Below are 19,636 nucleotides of genomic sequence, written 5' to 3'. Positions count from 1 at the left end.
TTATTATTGGTTTACTTATTTTGAATACTTTAACATTTTATTAAGATTCGTCTTCATTAGAATCGGTGTCTTCTTCTGGTGTTTCTTCAGTGTCAACCGATGGCTCAGTAGTTTCACTTGTAGTTTCGGTGTTAGGCTCTATTGCCACTGCACCCTCTACTAGCTCTGCTCCTTCTAATGCCTCTTCTTCTTCGTCTCTTACTATTCTGGTTACAGAAGCAATGCCGTCTTTGTCGCTCAATTTAATAAGTTTAACACCTTGTGTGTTTCTTCCCATTATTCTTAAGTCTGCAACGTGCATTCTAATCAAGATTCCTCTTGTGGTGATAATCATTAAATCATCATCATCCGTAACTTCTTTGATTGCAACTAGATTACCGATTTTATCTGTAATATTTAATGACTTAACACCTTTGGCTCCTCTTGAGGTAATTCTGTAATCGCCTATATCTGAGCGTTTACCATATCCTTTTTCGGTTACCACTAAAAGTTGAGCATCTTCCCTATTAACACAAATCATACCTATTACATGATCTGATTCAGCCAAGTTTATTCCTCTGACTCCTGTAGCTCCCCTACCCATTGGCCTGATTCCAGATTCATGGAATCTTACGGCTTTTCCTTGGTTAGCTGCAATTATTATGTAATCATCACCATTTGTTAGGGCTACATCTATTAGAGTATCTCCTTCGTTGATGTTGATTGCTATGATACCGTTAACTCTTGGTCTAGAATATAACTCAAGAAGTGTTTTCTTAACAGTACCATTTTTGGTACACATTACGATATAGTTATTCTTGATATAGTCTTCGTCTACTAAAGTTTTAACATTGAGCACCGCTTTAACATTATCATCTGATTCTATATTAATTAGGTTTTGAATAGCTCTTCCTTTAGAAGTTTTGTTGCCCTCAGGAACTTCAAATACTCTTAACCAATACAATCTGCCTTTTTCAGTAAAGAACAACAGGTAGTTATGGTTAGTAGCCATAAATAGATGCTCTGTGTAATCTTCATCTTTGGTTTTTACACCTCTTGAGCCAGTACCACCTCTAGATTGAGCTCTATATTCAGCTAAGTTGGTTCGTTTTATATAACCCTGGTTAGAAACTGTCACGAGCATTTCGTCATCTGGGATCATATCCTCGATGTTAAACTCTGCTCCTACCATTTCTATTTTAGATCTTCTTTCGTCACCATATTTGGTTTTTAGATCTTGAAGGTCTGCTTTTATTATTTCTTTTTTCTTTTCTTCGGAAGCTAATATTGAATTTAGTTCTTCGATTAATGCCATTAGCTCTTTGTATTCAGCTACTATCTTGTCTCTTTCAAGACCAGTTAATCGCTGAAGTCTCATGTCGAGGATGGCTCTTGCTTGAAGTTCCGAAAGTTCGAATTTAGTAATCAAACCTAGCTTAGCTTCCTCAGGGTCTTTAGAGCCTCTGATTAATGCAATAACCTCATCTAGGTGGTCTAACGCGATAAGTAAACCTTCTAGTATGTGAGCTCTTTTTTCTGCTTCTTTAAGTTCGAATTGTGTTTTTCTGGTAATAACTTCAATTCTATGCTCAACATAGTATTTGATAAGTTCTTTAAGGTTTAGGGTCAATGGTCTACCTTTTACCAAGGCTACGTTATTGATACTAAACGAAGACTGAAGTTGCGTATATTTATATAAGTTGTTAAGAACTACATTAGGAACTGCGTCTCTTTTAAGATCATATACAATTCTTAATCCGTCTCTATCTGATTCGTCTCTTAAATCAGAGATTCCTTCAATTTTTTTCTCATTGATTAAACCAGCAGTTTTTTCAATCATATTGGCCTTGTTGACCATATATGGAATTTCGGTAACTACAATCTGCTCTTTTCCTGTTTTAGAAACTTCAAAATTTGCAACAGACCTTAAAACTATCCTCCCTCTACCAGTTTCAAAAGCAGCTTTAACACCACTATACCCATAGATAATTCCTCCTGTAGGAAAATCGGGAGCTTTAATATGTTGCATTAGTTCGTCAATCTCAATTTCTGGATTTGCGATGTATGCGGTGATTCCGTCAACTACTTCGGTCAAATTGTGAGGGGCCATGTTAGTGGCCATACCTACTGCAATTCCTGAAGTACCGTTAAGTAAAAGGTTTGGGATTCTGGCCGGAAGAACTGAAGGCTCATTTAATGAATCATCAAAGTTGGGTTGGAAATCAACCGTTTCTTTGTTAATATCAGCAAGCATTTCTTCTGCTATACGCTTCAGTCTTGCTTCTGTATACCTCATGGCTGCAGGTGAGTCACCGTCAATAGACCCAAAGTTACCTTGGCCATCTACTAATGGATATCTCAAAGACCACTCTTGGGCCATTCTAACCATGGTATCGTATACTGAAGAATCACCGTGTGGGTGATACTTACCTAAGACCTCTCCTACTATACGAGCCGATTTTTTGTGAGCACGGTTATGGTAAACGCCTAATTCTGACATACCATAAAGTACTCTTCTGTGTACGGGTTTAAAACCATCTCGTACATCTGGTAATGCTCTTGAGACAATCACTGACATTGAATAATCAATGTAAGCACTTCTCATTTCATCTTCTATGTTTATTGGGATAATTGTTCCTCTGTTTGGAGAACTAAGATCAAGATTTTCGTTTTCTTCTGCCATACTATAGTGAAGATTTCTCTAAATATTTTGAGTAATAAGGTTATTTATTTTTTAACAAAAATACAAAATTATTAGAAATGATTCAAATCATTTTTTTAATAAATCAGGGCGTCTTTTTTCGGTTCTTTCTATCGATTTTTCTAGCCTCCAATCGTTTATAAGTTTCTCATTACCAGACAGTAATACATCAGGAACTTTCATTCCTTCAAACTCGGCTGGGCGAGAATAAACTGGGGGGGCTAAAAGATTGTCTTGAAAAGAATCTGTAAGTGCTGAGGTTTCGTCGTTTAAGACGCCAGGTATTAGACGAACCAAAGCATCTGTTAATACGGCTGCGGCTATTTCTCCGCCAGATAATACATAGTCACCTATTGAGATTTCTAGGGTTACGTATTTCTCTCTTATGCGTTCATCTATGCCTTTATAGTGGCCACAGATTAAGATTAAATTTTGCTTTAATGAAAGTGTATTTACGAGCCCTTGTTTTAAAGTTGTGCCGTCTGGAGTAAGGTAGATTACCTCGTCGTATTTTCGTTCAGCTTGAAGGATTTTTATGATATTTGAGATTGGTTCTATCATGAGTACCATGCCAGCTCCTCCTCCAAAAGGGTAATCGTCTATTTGTCTGTATTTTCCTTTGCCTTGCTCTTTTATATCGTGCAGGTTTATTTCTACATGTTTATTGTCAATTGCTCTTTTTACAATTGACTGAGACAAAAAACCATCCACTAGTCCTGGTTGGCAAGTAATAATGTCGATTCTCATAGTTTTAAGGATTGGTGTAAACCTCTACTAATCCGTCTGGAAGTCTCAATATGATTTGTTTTTCTTCTCTTTTGAGTTCTACGATAAAATCGTCAACTATGGGTATAAGTACCTCTATTTCATTTACCATTACTGCAAATAGGTCGTTTCCTGTACTATCATACACCGCCAAAATTTCACCAATTACTTTCTGTGAAGTTTGGTCAAAAAGTGTATAGCCTATTATTTCGTGATAATAAAACTGAGTTCCTTTTAGTTTTGGTAATACTGAGGTAGGTAGATATAAATCAAGGCCAATGAAGGGTTCAGTGGCTTCTATAGTGTTGATATCTTCAAATTTAGCAATTGATTTCTTACCCCTTATTTGAATTTCTTCTATCATAAAAGGTACGAGTTCGTTTTTGATTTCCACAAAAACAGAATCCATATTGGTGTAGTCCTCGGGATTGTCTACATCCAACCATATAATAACCTCGCCTTTGAGTGCATGAGGTTTAGTGATTTTTCCTAAAAAATAACAATCTGATTTTTGCATGCTTTTTATACAAAAAATCCCCGCTCATTAAGCGAGGATTTCTTTAGAATGAATTAAAATTATTCTTCAGTTGATTCAACTGCAGGAGCTTCAGATGTAGTATCTGCTTCTACTTCAGCTTCAGGAGCCGATTCTTCAGCCGGAGCTGCAGCAGCCTCATCAGCAGCAGTAGCCGCCGCGATAAGGTCATCTTCAATCTTCTTTCTTGCAGCTTCTTTATCTTCTTTTTTCTTACGCTCTGCATCTAACGCTGCAGATTTAACAGAAGATGCCGCTGAATTCAATTTCGCAATTTTTTGCTCTCTAGCTTGTGCTTTTTCAGCCAACCAGCTTTCAAATCTAGCATCTGCTTGTTCTTGTGTAACTGCTCCTTTGTCAACACCAATTTGAAGGTGTTTTTTGAACATTACTCCTTTTACAGATAATATTTTTCTAGTGGTGTCTGTAGGTTGAGCCCCTACTTGTAGCCAGTATAATGCTCTATCATCTTTCAGAGTGATGATTGCTGGTGTAGCGTGAGGATTGTACTGCCCTAGTTTTTCGATGAATTTACCATCACGTGGTGCTCTAGCATCTGCAACTACGATGTCGTAAATTGGCATTTTGTTACGACCCTTTCTTGCTAATCTGATTTTTACAGCCATTGTTAAAAATTTGTTTTAGGGAACCCGTCCCTGGTTTTAAAAAATTGGAGTGCAAAATTATACTTTTTTCTCTAAAAAAGCAAATAATGCATTTTCCTTAAAAAAAGAAATAAGCTAATAAGCCGAATTCTGTATCTAACCTATCATTTATCTCGTGTTTTGATCGCTCAAAACATCTTTCAACCTACCCTCTGGCATCGAACGAGCAGTTCTAATCGCCAGTATATTTGGTCTTTCAGCTCATGAGGTTTACCTTGACCCTGATACATTGCTGCACAAGCGGTGGTCTCTTACACCTCCTTTTCACCCTTACCAAAGTTGCCCTTGGCGGTAATTTTCTGTGGCACTTGCTGTAGAACCGAAGTTCCCCTACCCGTTAAGTAGCATGATGCTCTGTGCTGTTCGGACTTTCCTCTGCATTTTACAATACAGCGATAGGTTAGCTTATTTCTTTTGCAAAGGTAATTAAAAATTAAAGGCCTTTTACATTTAGCTCTACTTTGGCTTTGGTATTTACTACTGCAAGCAAGCCAAGTGGGTTTACAAATATCTCTTTCGGTTCTATTGCCAATATTTCGGCTTTCATCATTACTCCTTTGGTAACTTCTGTGTTTAGTGCCTTTAGCGTACTTTCTTTAGCGGCAGTTATTATGTCTTCTACAGGTAAACCAAAGTCTTGTTCAATTTTTTTCTCTAGAGTACCTTCTAAAAGCCAAGCTCCTGCTTTGTGTAAAAAGTTCTTAGTTTTTATGTCTAAATCGGTGTTTTTCAAAAGAACCATTTTCTTGTCTTGGTCATAATAAGGTATGCCTTTTACATAAATATCACCTTTGAAACTTCCTTTGGTAGTTATTTTTAGTACTAAATTTTCCTCTGCACCGTAAATGTCCATATCGGTAAGTTCTATTTTGTATTTCCCTTTCTTAAATTCAAATTTTTCACCTACCAGCATTGATTTGCTTATTTTGGTAGCTTCAGCGTAGGTTATTACATTATATAAAGACAGTTCGAAAATCTCTGGAATACTCTCTACAATTTTAAGTTTTGGTATACTTTTGGTTTCCTCAAACTGTTGGTCTATTACTCCTACCAAGGTTTCGGCTACTATTTTGATACCAACTGTAGCTTTTAAGCTTTTCCCATTTGTTTTAAATGGGGTCAAAAAAACTTCTTGCGGCTCAATTTTTACCCAAGTATTATATTCTTCTGAGGCTATAAATGGTTTTCTGGTGGTATTCCACGCTTCTAAAATATATGGTTTAAGGCTAAAACTTGAATTAATGGCTTGATCTATTTGATTTGCAAACATCGTTTGGTTGTTTGCTATCAGTTTTCCGATGATAGGTGCTACTGGTATTTCTAAAAAACCGGCTTTCATAACAGGTTTGGTAATCCACTCAAAACCTGTAGAATTTGTAGAAGTTTGAATGGCGTAGTCGTTATTGACAAAAAACTTAGATGAGAATCTCAGTTTAATTTCAAACTGGGTATCGGGTGCCTGCGATACTCCAAATGCTGAAATCCTTTTTTGAGCCCAAATTTTTAAAGGAACTTCATAAGAGAGTACGTTATTCTGAATTCCGGTGAACTCTAGGTTTCCTTTTCGCCACACTTTTACTTTAAATTCGTCATTATTATTATCCTCAAAACTTTTGTCTTCATAAATCAAATCGGGCATATTTTGATTTATTTGTTTCTGGATATCATCTATCGAAATGTCAAAAGGAATACTTATAATAGAAGGTTTTTTTTCAAAAACCACGTGCTCGGTTTTATAGCTTTGTTCTACCGCATAATCCCCTTTTTTTTGAGCTGAAACCTTAAAAAAGGCCATGTAAAGGATAAAAAATATCAGATTCTTTTTCAATTTTTTTGCTTTGTTTATTTCAATAAATACTAACTACAAAATTAAGGATTTATTCCCTCTTCAATTGTTAATTATTTGTCAAAAAAGGAGTTAACATTTTCAATTTCGTAAAAAATATTAATTTAAATTAAAAAAAGAACTAAAGGGGGTATTTCATTGATGTAAGTCAATTTCTAGGTTTTTCTTAAAATGTGGTATGCCAATTGATTAATTATTGGTAAAATAAACTATAATTAACATGTTTGAGATTAGTAAAGAATTAGAATGGGTAAATGATACCTTTAATACTGCTAAATCATCTGGTGTATTTAAAGCAGTAGCTGAAGATGGGTCTTATGATGGACATAAGCTAGTTTTAAATGGCAAAGAAGTAGTCTTTTTTGGCAATTGTAGCTACATGGGCCTTGACCAAGATATGGAAGTGAGGCAAGCAGCAAAAGATGCAATTGACAAGTACGGCTGCTATTTTTCATCTTCAAGGTCTTTTATGGGACTTGACATTTTCGAACAAATGGAGGAGAAACTTGAGCAGATGTTTGAGCAACCTGTCAATGTAACTACATCCACTACTTTCGCACATATCTCTAATTTGCCTTTATTGATAGGTAAAAAAGATGTCGTTATCATCGACCATTTGGTGCACAGTAGCTTACAAACTGCACTTAAGATCTGCACCGCAGATGGTATTCACACTGAAATAATTAGACACAGTAGATTAGATTTGCTTGAAGATAGAATTAAAGCCTTGAAAGAAACGCACCATAGAATTTGGTACATGATAGATGGTGTTTATTCTATGATGGGCGACGGAGCACCAATGAAAGAATTGGAACAATTGATGAATACATACGAGCAGTTTTATGTGTATGCTGACGACGCCCACGGCACCAGCTGGACAGGCAAAAATGGCTCTGGATATGTGATGAACGAAATCAAATATCATGCAAAATTATTTATGGGCTTATCTATGTCAAAAGGTTTTGGGATCGGTGGTGGTCTTATGATTTACCCTGACAAAGAAACTAAGGAGCTGGTGAAGAACTTAGGAAAAACCATGATTTTTTCGGGTCCACCCCACCCAAGTGTGGTTATGTCTGCAATAAAAGCTGCGGAAATTCAAATGCGGCCGCAGTTTGCTGATTTACAATTAGATTTAAAAAGGAAAATAGAATATTTCTGGAAAAAAGCCACACAGCTTAACTTACCTATAAGTGGTAATTTTAAAACGCCTATATTTTTTATCGGTGCCGGAACTACCGAAAACATCATAAACATAGCCGCTCATTTGATTGAAACCGGATCGTTTGTTAATGTGTGCTCATATCCGAGCGTACCGATGAAAAACACGGGATTACGAATGACTTTGTCGAGGTTTATTACGTATGCGGACATTGATAACCTTCTTGAGAACATGAACTTGGCCATGACTATATTAGAGGCTCAAGGAAAACTTGATAGAGAGAAAGTCAAAAAGGCATTTAGCCCAAAAGAACTAAGAAAGGCTGAGAAAGTATAAGTAAAAAATGAAAGAAGAAAAATGGCTGAGCGTAATGTTCAGCCATTTTTTTTAGTACGAGCCTAAGTATTTTCTAATAATCCATTCAGCGGCTGCCAAAAGCACCAATAGAGCCAATAACCATCTAAGGTTTATGAAATCTTTAAGATCCTCGTTACTTATTATTTTATCTACTAAATTATCTTTTTTAAGATGATTTCTTATTTCTAGAATTTCAGAGTTTTTAAAAAACTTACCGTTATGGTCGTTTGAGAGTGTTCTAAGAAAATTGAAATCTGCTACTGTATTTAAACTTTCAAGGTCTTGTTCGGTAACCAAAAACTGACCAGAGCTCGTTTGGTTTTTACCTTGTATATTACTTGTGGCATTATAGGTATACAGACCACCTTTAAGACCTGAAATTTCGATTCTACTTCTATCTTTCGTGATTTCGAAATTATAGGTTTTTACCTTTTTTTCTTCATCAATGATATTTAAAGTAACTTTTTGGTCATAAATTTTCTCGAAAATATCATTGTAAGCTTCTGCCTCAAAACTCACTTTTTCATCGATGCCGTAAGTATCACTCAGCGGATATACCCGAAGTTTGTTTTTGTCTTCTTTGATAGATATTAGCTGTAAAGTCTTGGTGAAAACTTCATCTACGTAAAAATGTGCTCCGGAAAGTGCAAATTCTTCCATACGCCATTGAAAAATGCCTTCGCCTACCCAAACCGCAGATTTTCTTGGGCCATTGAGGTTTAGTGCTAATAAAGGTCTTGGTGTTTTGATGTTTGAAAGACTTTGGAAAAGGATCGTTTCTGAACCTACCTGGTTTTTATAATCGCCAAAAGGAAGCGATAGAGGCGGTAATTTTTCTATCACATCTTTAAACTGCTCATCGATAGTAAATCTATTAAATGAGGTATTGATATAAGCGTTTGCTTTATCCAATCTATTTAAATCTGAACTCACTCCCATTACGTTTTGCATGCCATTAAAAGTAGGCAAGTTGGTTTTGCCCCCTACAAAAAAGAAAGTAGGTTTTTGTTTAGCAAGTAAAGTACTTACTATTCCGGCCGAAGAGCCATAAACGTCTGGCACTTGGTGTAAAATCAGAATATCAAATGGCTCAAGACCGATTTTGCTTGGCTCCATTGATTGTAAAATCTCGACTTTAACCTCGAAAAGGTCATTTTTCTCGATAATATCTTTCAGAGCTTTTATATCTGGATGTGGGGCAAAAGCAAAAAACAATACCTTTTCTTTACCGTTGATAACTTCTATTACAAAATCGCGACGGTTATTTTTGGTTGTAAATTCTCCTTCAAGGCTCGCTATTTCTACGGTATATCTTTGTTTTCCTATTTTGTCTGCTTGAATTTCAAAATTTATGGTCTGAAAATCGTCTTTACTTTTAAATGTAATGTTTTGCTTGTTCAAGATTTTTCCTGCTCCGTTTTTAATAGAAACTGAAGTTGTTTTTCCACTAAACTCAAATGCACTTATATCTGCTGAAACGGTAAATTTATTGCCTAAGTACGCTAACTTATTGGCTGTAAGGCCATAAATTCGAACATCTTTTTTGATAGTGGAGTCACCAAAGCCAACGGTGTGAATTCTAAAATTGGCATTTCTAAGTTTTGGCGTAATACCGTCATTTATGATTCCATCAGAAACCAAAATCAAGTCCGTTAGGTTTTGGCCCTCATAGTTATTTTCTATTTCTGAAATTGAATTGGAGAAGTTGGTTTTTTTCTGATTAAATATTTGGGTGTTGAAATCTATGTCGTTGGCTAATGTGGTGCCGTCTAAGGTATTGACTTCCATCTCAAAGCCCTTGTCGGTTAGAGACTTAGAAAGTGCTTTGATGCTATTTAAAAGCTCCTCGGCATTTTTTTTGCCTGCCGAAAGCATCGAAGTTGAATTATCTAAAACCAATACTACCTTCGGTTTTAGTATGATGCTATTGATGGTCTTTAGGAGGGGATTTAACAATAAAAAGGCAATGGTTGTAACCAATGCCCCTCTAATTATCGCTAATAATACCTTTTGATTCTTGTTAAATGTAGTGGTTCTGAAATAAAAAATTCCCGAAAAAACTAAACCAGTTAGTAAACAAAGGAAGAAATATCCAACGGGAGTTTGAAATACGATTTCAGGTGCCATTTATTAGTTGTGAATTTATTTTACATTAACATTCCGCCATCTACTACCAAGACTTGGCCTGTAATATAGGCTGAGTTATCAGATCCTAAGAATAAACATGCATCGGCAATATCTTTACCTTGGCCCGCTCTTTTTAGTGGAATAGACTTGGTCCACTCTTTTAGTTGCTCCTCGTTTAACTCTCCTGTCATTTCGGTTTCTATAAATCCTGGAGCTACCACGTTGCATCTTATATTTCTAGAGCCTAGTTCTTTCGCTATCGACTTAGAAAAACCAATCATACCTGCTTTTGATGCCGCATAATTTGCTTGGCCGGCATTTCCCATCAATCCTACTACCGAAGAGATATTAATGATTGAGCCTGTTTTTGCTCGCATCATTGGTTTTGTAGCGGCTTTTGTTAGGTTGAATATTGATTTTAAGTTTATTCTCAATACGTCGTCCCACTGCTCTTCTGACATTCTCATCAAAAGCGTGTCTTTGGTTATGCCTGCATTATTTATTAATACTTCGATACTACCGAAATCAGCCACAACTTGATTAATCAGCTCTTCGGCGGCTGTGTAATCTGAAGCATCAGACCTATATCCTTTTATTTTTGTACCAAATGCCGAGAGTTCAGTTTCTAAGGCTGTACCTTTTTCTACTGATGATAAATAGGTAAAGGCTACGTTTGCCCCTGCTTTCGCAAATTCTTCGGCAATGGCCTTTCCAATACCTCTCGATGCACCTGTGATTAATACGTTTTTATTTTTCATCCTTTAATTTCTTATTAGATTTTCCTTCTAAAATGATTACAAATTCGCCTTTTATTAGCTTGGTGGCAAAAATAGTAAGAATTTCTGATAATTCGCCCCTCAGGGTTTCTTCATATAGCTTAGAAATTTCTCTTGAAACCGAAACTCTTCTGTTTTCGCCAAAATTGTTTTTAAAATCCTCTAGTGTACGAAGTACTCTATGTGGCGATTCATAAAAAATCATGGTTCTGGTTTCTTCTTGGAGTTCTTTTAATTTGGTTTGTCTGCCTTTTTTCACTGGCAAGAAACCCTCAAATACAAAACTTTCGGTTGGGAGTCCTGAAACCACCAAAGCTGGCACAAATGCAGTAGCACCTGGCAAGCACGTAATTTCTATGTCGTTTTTTATGGCTTCTCTAACCAACAAATATCCAGGGTCTGAAATAGCCGGAGTACCAGCATCTGATACCAAAACTATTTTTTTGCCTTCTTTTAGCTGATCAATAATCCTTAAAATAGTCTTATGTTCATTAAAGATATGATGACTTTGTAGTGGTTTTGATATCTCTAAGTGCTTAAGTAATAGCCCCGTATTTCGGGTGTCTTCTGCCAAAATGAGGTCGGCAGCTTTGAGTTCATCAAGTGCTCTAAGCGTGATGTCTCTGAGGTTTCCTATGGGTGTTGGTACTAAAACAAGTGACATTTTTCAAGATTTACGATTAATGTAAAAATAAAAAATAAAATAATTTTGATATTTTTTATCAACTATTTTATAATTAGTTAATTAGCTATTCAATCTAACCAAATTTAAGTATGATAATCTTTATAATTCTTCTAGCCTTCGTGTCTCCTTTTATAGTTTCTTATGTGATTAAAAGGGGAAATAGAAAAGATGATGTTTTTCCGAAAGAGTATATTTCTATGTTGAGAAATAGGCCAAGGTCTACAAATTATTGAAAATCAAATTGTTAATATCTTTTAATTAGTAAAATAAAAGTAATCATTATTTTTTTAGCCATAAATAAATATAATCAGATAATTGAGAAGTTTTTATCCTGTTTTGTGGCTTTCTAAATGATAAATATGGAAGTGTTTAACTAATCTAATTTCCACATATTATTAACATATTGATATTCAGTTGATTAGTTTTAAGTTGAAATTTTGGTAAAAAAAAAACCCAGAATAATCTGGGTTTTTGCAGAGAGAGAGGGATTCGAACCCCCGGACCTTTGACAGTCAACGGTTTTCAAGACCGCCGCATTCGACCGCTCTGCCATCTCTCTGTATGTTCGGCCTTAATTCGGATGCAAATATACTAGCTTTTTTTTAGTTGTCAAGTTTAATTTCAAACTTTCCTCATTTATTTTTTAATAAAATTTCAAACTCCTTTATTATCAGATAAGTAAATTCGAAAAAAAAATCTAACTTTTTTTGTCTGTTCGGTCCTTGGTTTTGAAAAATTAGATTTTAAGACTGAAAAAAAATCTAACGACCACAGATTTCTTTAAAATCGCAGTAGGTGCACAAGAGTAGATCTTGTGTTTTTACTATTTTTTTATTTTTATTAAGTAGGTCCCCTACTATTTCTGTGGTCAATTCTTTAATGATGGTCTCTGTATTTTCGCTAATATGATTTAAGGAAAGGTTTTCTCCGAGGTTTTTGAAAGAAACTATTCTCGGTACCACTTCTTGGCCCTTGTAATTTCCAATTTCTATTTTTTTATTGGAGATGCTTTTTTCTAAAAGGTATTTATAAATTAGTAATTGTCTTAACTTTCCTTTTTCAGGCTTTAGCAGTGGGTCTTCGTTGTTTTTTATAGTGTTTGAAATATCACCACTCGTTACTTTTCCTGTTTTATAATCTATAATCTCTAAAATGTCATTTTTAAGTGAAATATTATCTGCTATTCCAGACAGTTTTACATTTACTTCTTCTTGATTAACGTTTACGTAGAATTCGTTCGTTAAGAAAATTTCTAGCCCTACTATTTCGAAACTACTGTTACTTTCTACTAATGAATCAAAATATTGCTCTAAAATCCGCTCTGCTACTTTTTTTAATACTGAGTTTAAGCCTGTTTTGGTTTCATAGCCTGCATATTTATCAATCAATAGGCTCTCAATTATTACAGGCAGTGTACTTTTTATTTCTTTGAAATCATCAGCAAAGAGTTTTTGTTTGTTTTTCTGAAAAGGTTTAAAAATTGTCTCCAAAGTTTCGTGCACGAGCGTTCCAAACACATCATTTCCAAACTTATCATTTATTTCATTTTGCTTTCTTATGTCTTTTATTTTAGCCCAATAGAATCTTAGCTGGCATTCAAAGAAATCGTTGATAGAAGAAGGATAAAGACCTTTGTTAGACAAATAGTTTTTTATATCGGCAATCGTTTCATCTGACTTTTCAATTTCGATTTCATGGTCAATGATATGCTCATCCGTATCTTGGATAACCTCAGGGTACTTCAAAACCAAGTTTTTGTTGTAAGTGCTTAGCTCTTCTTCTATTTGGGTAATAAACCTACTTTTTTCTGTTGAACCTATGCTACTTTTGCCACTTGTCAAATATATGAGGTTGATGTTTTCGGCCCGCTGCATTATTCTAAAAAAGTGATAGGCCATGATGGCGTCTTGGTCAGAATAAATGGGTAAGCCAAAATAAACGGCTGCGTCTAGAGGAATAAATGTTTTGTTTTTGCTGCTAGAGGGCAACTCCCCCTCATTAAGGTTTAAAAAAGTTACGTTTTTGTAATCCAGACATCGGGTCTCTAGCATACTCATTATCTGAATCGAGGCTTCTGGACTTCCCGAAAAAGGAATGCTTTCAGACTTAAATAGCTCTTTAAACAAGTACATCAAGTTTTTTACTGTAACATCCGTGATTTTGCTCGCGATAGTTTTTAGAATAAGTGTTTTTGTATTTAACGCTTCTAAAAACTCATATTCAAGGCTTTGCAACTCTACTTCTGCATGAATTTTGGACTTTATCTTTTCTATTATTTCAAAAAAACGAAATACGTCATTCGTGAAATCTACAAAGAATAAATGTAAAAATGTACTTGAATAACCAATCCTATTCAGGTTAGCTAGGCTTACGAAAACAATATTTTTAGAATTTATTTCATTTTTCATTTTTTCAATAATCAGCTCATCTTTTGATTCATTTTTCAGAATTTGAGAAATAAATGGATGTTCTATTATTTTCAAAAAACGTTTATTATGAAGTTTCAGGTTGCCATTATTGTCTCCGAAAGATGAGATTTGGTTATCAAAAAGTATTTCTATTAGGCCATAAAACACCGAACGGTTTATTTTGAGGCCCATCGTTATGTTATAGGAAGCCGTTACTTTTGGTAGGTTCAGATAAAGCGGCAGAAACATTCTCTCGTTTAATACCACAATAACATGATCATCGCTTTGTGTTTGAATTAGTGTAGAAACTAGCCTAGCTTGTTCTGATTCATTATTTACGGCAATAATATTTACATTTTTGGTACTTTCTTTTAGTAAATTACTTTGAAAATTCCACTCACCATATTTTCCAGATTTTTTATAAGAACGAAGTTTTTTACCCGCCTTATTGTCGGATTCCATATAGTAATTGTCAGTGTCCCAAAGAGTAACCGCAGCATTACTTTTAACCAAAGTAGAAACTATTTTTTCTTCAGCTTTGGAAAGGGCATTTAAGCCAACGAAATATATCTTATTAAAATTGGTATCTACCAAATCTAAAACTTGGTTGGCCACTATTCTGTAGGCCATGCCTTTGTAGCAGTTGGCTTCGTCAAGTAGTTCTTTGCCGAGCATTTCATAAACCAAAGCCACTTTGTCAAAAAAACTAAAATAACTTTGTGCATTTTCGGTAAAGTTAAAATCTTCTTCAAGGTTCCAGCGGGCTATGGCTTCGGCTTCGCTCATATATCTAAATAGCTCGTGTGGATGCTCAATTAATGCTTGATCAATATTCTCAAAATCATTTAGGATTACGGGTGCAATAGATACAAAATTATCAAAACTCGCTTTTTCGTCGAGTCTCTTAAATATCTCAAATATTCGGTAATACAGGTCAATGGAGTCTAAAGGCGTAAGTTTGGATAAACCTAACACAAAGTCATCAATAGAAATAACCGAGGGCGAAAGAAACGGCCTATCTGAGTTTTCAGAAAGAGATTTTTTGAAAAAATACACTGCTCTTCGTGAAGGTAATATCACCTGAACCTTTCGAAGGTCTTCTAAGTTGTGGCTGTCGAAAATTTGTTTTGATGCTAGTTTTAAGAATGAATCCATACTATTATATTAATAGCTAAAACTAACATCAAAACTTCCAAATCTAAAATTTTATATTTTCGCGAGTCCTTCTTTGTAAACTTTCAAAGCTCTTTCTCTGGCCATTTTGTGGTCTAACATAGGCTTTGGATACGAAAAAGAGTTCAATTCTGGAATCCATTTTTTTATGTATTTTAATTCCTTATCAAACTTAAGGGCTTGTGCGTCAGGGTTGAAAACTCTGAAATAGGGAGCAGCATCGCAGCCGCTACCCGAGGCCCATTGCCAACCTCCGTTATTTGCTGAAAAATCGTAATCGTTGAGTTTTTGGGCAAAATATGCTTCGCCCCATCGCCAGTCTATCAGCAAGTCTTTACACAGAAAACTCGCTACTATCATTCTAACTCTGTTGTGCATAAATCCTGTCTCATTTAATTCTCGCATTCCGGCATCAACAATTGGGAAACCTGTATTGCCACTACACCATTTTTCAAATTCAGCCTCGTTATTTCTCCACTTTATATTGTCGTATTCAGGCCTGAAAGACCTGTTTTCTCCGATTTGGGGAAAATTCGCAAGTATATTCATGTAAAAATCTCTCCAAATCAACTCATTGAGCCAAGTGTCGTTATGCTGCATGGCTACTTTTACGGCCTCTCTTATACTCAGCGTTCCAAATCTGAGATGGATGCTTAGTTTTGTTGTACCATTAATCGCTGGGAAATCTCTTTTTTCAGTATAGTTTTCTATTATTTTTAAATTATAATCGGGTTTGTCAAATATTAAATCAGTTTTCTCAAAGCCAACCCTTTCAAGGCTTGGAATTTCGGATTTGAAGCATAATAAATTTTTAAAATATTTTTCGGTGGGGTATGCTTTTACATAGAAATCATTAAGCTTTTCTTTCCATTTTCTAGAGTAGGGCGTAAAAACCGTATATGGGGTTCCTGCACCACTCAGTATTTCATTTTTCTCAAAAATGGTTTGGTCTTTAAATGAATGAAATTTCGCTCCATGGATCTTGGCAAATTCTGCTATTTCTTCGTCTCTTTTTATCCCATATTTTTCATAGTCTTTGTTGGTAAATATTTCTTTGATTTCATATTTTTCAAAGAGGGATTTGAATATTTCTGATGGCTTACCGATGTGCACTTCTACACCAGAATCTGATTTAGAAAGTTGACTATCAATTCTTAATATAGCCTGATGAATAAAGTCTACTCTACGATCTTGTTTAGAAGGAAGCTTGCTTAGTATTTCAGTATCAAAAATAAAAATGGGTAGTGTTGGATATTCTGATTTTAAGGCATGAAATAAACCTGCGTTATCCTCAATTCTTAAATCTCTTCTAAACCAAAATATGGAAATGGGTTGTTTCATAAATAAGTATTTTTAGTTTAACTTTGAGATATGTTTTTATGTTTAAAAATCACAAAAAAATGAAAAAATATCTAATACTTATCTCAGTATTATTAACAAAGGTTTCTTTTGGCCAAGAATTTACCGAATCTGCTCAAGTAATTGACAAATATTTGGAAGTTACTAAAATAAAAACCTTGGCACCGGATATCAAAGATATTGTTTTGAGCTACACTTCTGAGTCGCAAAGAGGCGTGGCAGAAACCGAGATGAAATTTGCGTTTCCTTACAAAGTAAGCATGGGCGTTTTCAGCAACGGAATGGAAATAATGGGGATGATTTATGATGGAGAAAAGTTAAAAAGAAAGAGTTCCTTTGGTGGAAATGGCAACCAAGAGCCTAAAGTTGGCAAAGAAGCCTACAACGAAGCCATAAGGATGCACCCTTTTCTTGAACTAGAATATGCAAAAGCAAATATTACCTCTTCGCTCCTACCTTCTGAAAAAATCGGAGACATGGATGTATACGTGGTACAACTTACGGATGAAAATCAAAAAACTTGGAAAGACTATTTTGATGTTAAAACAGGATTTAAAGTAAAATCATCTTTTGTAAATGAGAGCCCAAGAGGAAAAATGGAATCTAATGTGCTGTATGAAAACTACAAAACATTTAAAGGCTCTGAAATTTTGTTTCCTGCCATAAAAAAACAAGGAACACAAATGGGTGAGATTGTTTCGGAATTGCAATCAGTAAAAATTAATAAAGGAATTAAAGAAAAAGACTTCGAAATTAAATAATGACGGAATTTGATAACTCCCTAAAAATAGGGATATTAGGTGGTGGCCAATTGGGGAAAATGTTGATTCAGTCAGCACTAGACTTAGACCTTGAAATCCACAGTTTAGATGGCGACGGTGAAAGCCCATGTAGTAAAATCGCACACTATTTTACACAAGGAAGCATAACGGACTATCAAACGGTTTATAATTGGGGCAAAGACCTTGATGTAATTACGATCGAAATTGAGAATGTGAGCGTAGAAGCTCTTCATGACCTACAAAAACTAGGTAAAAAGATTTTTCCTCAACCTGAGGTTATCGAAATTATTAAGGATAAAGTTATTCAAAAACAGTTTTTCAAAGATAACGGTATTGCTACGGCTGATTTTGTAATAGTAAATAATCATACAGAAATCTCGAATCATATTTCATTTTTACCCGCTGTAAATAAGCTTGGTGTAGGCGGATATGATGGAAAAGGAGTTCAGATTTTGAGAAACGAAGCCGATATCGAAAAGGGTTTTGAAGGCAGAGGGATTTTAGAAAAACTAATTGATTTTGAAAAAGAGCTTGCTGTGATAATTGCACGTAGCGAATCCGGCAAAATCAGTGCTTTCCCAGTAGTAGAAATGGTGTTTCATCCAGAGGCAAATTTGGTTGAGTATTTATTTTCACCTGCTAGTATTTCTCCAGAAATAGAAACTAAAGCAATAGAATTAGCTAAAATGACCGCCGAAAAAATCGGTATTGTGGGTTTGTTAGCTGTGGAGTTGTTTTTAACAAAAGATGGCGAAGTATTGGTAAATGAAGTAGCTCCTCGACCTCATAATAGTGGCCACCAAACTCAAAAAGGAAACTTTACTTCGCAGTTTGACCAACACCTGAGAGCCATTTTAGATTTACCTTTTGGAAATACACAAAATATAATGCCTTCTGCCATGGTTAATCTTTTGGGCGAAGCAGGTTATGAGGGTGTGGTGAAATACAAAGGGCTTGAGCGTATTCTAAGCGTTGAAAATATTTTTCCTTTCTTTTATGGAAAAAAAATAACCAAGCCATATAGAAAAATGGGACATGTAACTATTTTAGATTCAGATTTTGATAAATTGACAGAAAAGGTCAATTTTGTAAAAGAAAATTTAAAAGTAATTTCAAAATAAAGTAAATGGTTGGAATCATAATGGGAAGCATCTCAGATTTGAAAGTGATGCAAGGAGCTATAGATATATTGAAGGAGTTTGGGGTTTCGGTGGAAACCGACATTGTTTCGGCTCATAGAACACCTCAAAAAATGATGGATTATGCGTCTGGTGCCGAAAGCAGAGGAATAAAAGTGATAATAGCCGGTGCAGGTGGTGCCGCTCATTTACCAGGAATGGTTGCCTCTTGTACGGTATTGCCTGTTATTGGCGTTCCAGTAAAGTCAAGCAATTCTATAGATGGATGGGATTCGGTTTTGTCTATTTTACAAATGCCTAACGGTGTTCCTGTAGCTACTGTGGCCCTAAATGCGTCTTTAAATGCTGGATTGTTAGCGATTCAGATTTTAGGAACAGCAGATAAAGAAATAAATCAAAAATTACACGCTTACAAAAGCGAGTTGATTGATAAAGTAAATAAAATGAGTATTGAACTAAAAAACGTGCAGAATTAAAATGGAATTTGAAGAAAGAAACCCCAAACCTGAAGAAAAAACCAGTGGATTGCCCACTGTAGTTCTTTTTATTTTAATAGGAATCATTTGTCTTCTTTTATATGCTGGCTGGCACATGATGTCAGACGATGCCTCTAAAGTGGGAGACTTAAAAGAAGCAACCTCAGAAGGTATTGATGGTAAGGAATATTTAGAAGCAGACTCTAGTCAAAACATGGAATATGCTCAACAAACTGAAATGCCAGTAGAAACTGAAGTTGCCACTGCTACGCCTACGCCAGAACCTGAAATTAAGGTTGAAACGCCAAAACCTGCAGAAACTAAAGCTGCAGAGCCTGTAAAGCTTTCAGGAGAGAGTGTCGTTCACACAGTTAAAGAAGGTGAGACATTTTTTGGAATAGGAAATAAGTTTAATGTAACTGCGGCTACCCTAAAGAAGCTAAATCCTGGAGTTGATCCGAATGGAATTAAAGTTGGCGTAACCAAAATCACTATACCGATTCAAGGTTATCACACCGTAGGACCTGGCGATATATTGCGAGTAGTTGGTGAAAAATATAATGTTTCGGTAGATTTGCTTATGTCTGCAAATGGTAAAACTAAGAACATGGCATCTAGAGGTGAGAAATTAGTTATTCCGTACAGCGTTAAGAAATAAATATAAGCACCGGAAAAATAAAATGCCTTGCTAGTCAAATTGA

The 19,636-nt window shown here is 35.3% G+C and carries 15 protein-coding genes, 1 tRNA gene and 1 other RNA gene; 5 read left to right on the top strand and 12 right to left on the bottom strand.

All coding sequences use genetic code 11. The features are described 5' to 3' along the window. Nucleotides 1–40: 40 nt before the first annotated feature. From gyrA to ACFOOI_RS04520, 6 genes are all read right to left on the bottom strand, one after another. Nucleotides 41–2,662, bottom strand: coding sequence for a DNA gyrase subunit A (gene gyrA, locus ACFOOI_RS04545; protein WP_379835550.1), 2,622 nt, complete (start codon nucleotides 2,660–2,662; stop codon nucleotides 41–43). A gap of 87 nt (nucleotides 2,663–2,749) precedes the next feature. Beyond that, nucleotides 2,750–3,427, bottom strand: coding sequence for a tRNA (guanosine(37)-N1)-methyltransferase TrmD (gene trmD, locus ACFOOI_RS04540; protein ID WP_379835548.1), 678 nt, complete (start codon nucleotides 3,425–3,427; stop codon nucleotides 2,750–2,752). A gap of 4 nt (nucleotides 3,428–3,431) precedes the next feature. Next, on the bottom strand, nucleotides 3,432–3,962 hold the full coding sequence (gene rimM, locus ACFOOI_RS04535) for a ribosome maturation factor RimM (protein WP_379835546.1): 531 nt from the start codon (nucleotides 3,960–3,962) through the stop codon (nucleotides 3,432–3,434). Between the two features lie 59 nt (nucleotides 3,963–4,021). Beyond that, a complete protein-coding gene (locus ACFOOI_RS04530; protein ID WP_379835544.1) occupies nucleotides 4,022–4,606 on the bottom strand; it encodes a 30S ribosomal protein S16 in 585 nt (194 codons plus the stop codon). Between the two features lie 102 nt (nucleotides 4,607–4,708). Continuing rightward, an RNA gene (rnpB, locus tag ACFOOI_RS04525) (RNase P RNA component class A) lies at nucleotides 4,709–5,057 on the bottom strand. Nucleotides 5,058–5,078: 21 nt separating this feature from the next. Then, nucleotides 5,079–6,473 (bottom strand): DUF4403 family protein, encoded by a 1,395-nt coding sequence (locus tag ACFOOI_RS04520; protein ID WP_379835542.1) that lies wholly within the window; start codon nucleotides 6,471–6,473, stop codon nucleotides 5,079–5,081. Between the two features lie 238 nt (nucleotides 6,474–6,711). On the opposite strand from ACFOOI_RS04520, the gene ACFOOI_RS04515 reads away from it, so the two are divergent. Further along, a complete protein-coding gene (locus ACFOOI_RS04515) occupies nucleotides 6,712–7,989 on the top strand; it encodes an aminotransferase class I/II-fold pyridoxal phosphate-dependent enzyme (protein ID WP_379835540.1) in 1,278 nt (425 codons plus the stop codon). 51 nt (nucleotides 7,990–8,040) lie between these two features. Here ACFOOI_RS04515 and ACFOOI_RS04510 read toward each other — a convergent pair whose 3' ends face one another. From ACFOOI_RS04510 to ACFOOI_RS04485, 6 genes are all read right to left on the bottom strand, one after another. Then, a complete protein-coding gene (locus ACFOOI_RS04510; protein WP_379835538.1) occupies nucleotides 8,041–10,137 on the bottom strand; it encodes a VWA domain-containing protein in 2,097 nt (698 codons plus the stop codon). 20 nt (nucleotides 10,138–10,157) lie between these two features. Then, nucleotides 10,158–10,895 carry a 3-oxoacyl-[acyl-carrier-protein] reductase gene (gene fabG, locus ACFOOI_RS04505; protein ID WP_379835536.1) on the bottom strand — a complete coding sequence of 246 codons (738 nt, stop codon included), beginning with the start codon at nucleotides 10,893–10,895 and terminating at the stop codon, nucleotides 10,158–10,160. Further along, nucleotides 10,885–11,577 (bottom strand): 16S rRNA (cytidine(1402)-2'-O)-methyltransferase, encoded by a 693-nt coding sequence (rsmI, locus tag ACFOOI_RS04500; RefSeq protein ID WP_379835534.1) that lies wholly within the window; start codon nucleotides 11,575–11,577, stop codon nucleotides 10,885–10,887. The genes fabG and rsmI overlap by 11 nt, the downstream gene beginning before the upstream one ends. 495 nt (nucleotides 11,578–12,072) lie before the next feature. Further along, nucleotides 12,073–12,157: transfer RNA gene (locus ACFOOI_RS04495), tRNA-Ser, on the bottom strand. Nucleotides 12,158–12,359: 202 nt separating this feature from the next. Continuing rightward, entirely contained in the window at nucleotides 12,360–15,161 is a 2,802-nt protein-coding gene (locus tag ACFOOI_RS04490) for a PD-(D/E)XK nuclease family protein (protein WP_379835532.1), read from the bottom strand. 51 nt (nucleotides 15,162–15,212) lie between these two features. After that, the gene (locus tag ACFOOI_RS04485; RefSeq protein WP_379835530.1) at nucleotides 15,213–16,520 is read right to left on the bottom strand and encodes a cryptochrome/photolyase family protein; all 1,308 of its coding nucleotides are present in this window, start codon (nucleotides 16,518–16,520) and stop codon (nucleotides 15,213–15,215) included. Nucleotides 16,521–16,579: 59 nt separating this feature from the next. On the opposite strand from ACFOOI_RS04485, the gene ACFOOI_RS04480 reads away from it, so the two are divergent. Genes ACFOOI_RS04480 through ACFOOI_RS04465 form a run of 4 tightly spaced genes read left to right on the top strand, consistent with a single transcriptional unit; the run spans nucleotide 16,580 to nucleotide 19,593 of the window. Continuing rightward, nucleotides 16,580–17,299 (top strand): hypothetical protein, encoded by a 720-nt coding sequence (locus ACFOOI_RS04480; RefSeq protein ID WP_379835528.1) that lies wholly within the window; start codon nucleotides 16,580–16,582, stop codon nucleotides 17,297–17,299. Beyond that, nucleotides 17,299–18,441, top strand: a complete 1,143-nt coding sequence (locus ACFOOI_RS04475; RefSeq protein WP_379835526.1) for a 5-(carboxyamino)imidazole ribonucleotide synthase — start codon at nucleotides 17,299–17,301, stop codon at nucleotides 18,439–18,441. Before ACFOOI_RS04480 ends, ACFOOI_RS04475 begins: the two co-directional genes overlap by 1 nt. A gap of 5 nt (nucleotides 18,442–18,446) precedes the next feature. Beyond that, complete coding sequence (purE, locus tag ACFOOI_RS04470) at nucleotides 18,447–18,935, top strand: 5-(carboxyamino)imidazole ribonucleotide mutase (RefSeq protein ID WP_379835524.1); 489 nt, start codon at nucleotides 18,447–18,449, stop codon at nucleotides 18,933–18,935. Between the two features lies 1 nt (nucleotide 18,936). After that, nucleotides 18,937–19,593 (top strand): LysM peptidoglycan-binding domain-containing protein, encoded by a 657-nt coding sequence (locus ACFOOI_RS04465; protein WP_379835522.1) that lies wholly within the window; start codon nucleotides 18,937–18,939, stop codon nucleotides 19,591–19,593. Nucleotides 19,594–19,636 lie beyond the last annotated feature (43 nt).

The sequence above is a fragment of the Lacihabitans lacunae genome, assembly GCF_042649125.1.
In the GTDB taxonomy this organism is placed as follows: Bacteria; Bacteroidota; Bacteroidia; order Cytophagales; family Spirosomataceae; genus Leadbetterella; species Leadbetterella lacunae.
The sequence above is the reverse complement of the archived record's forward strand: the minus strand, read 5'-3'. Positions and strand labels throughout refer to the sequence as shown.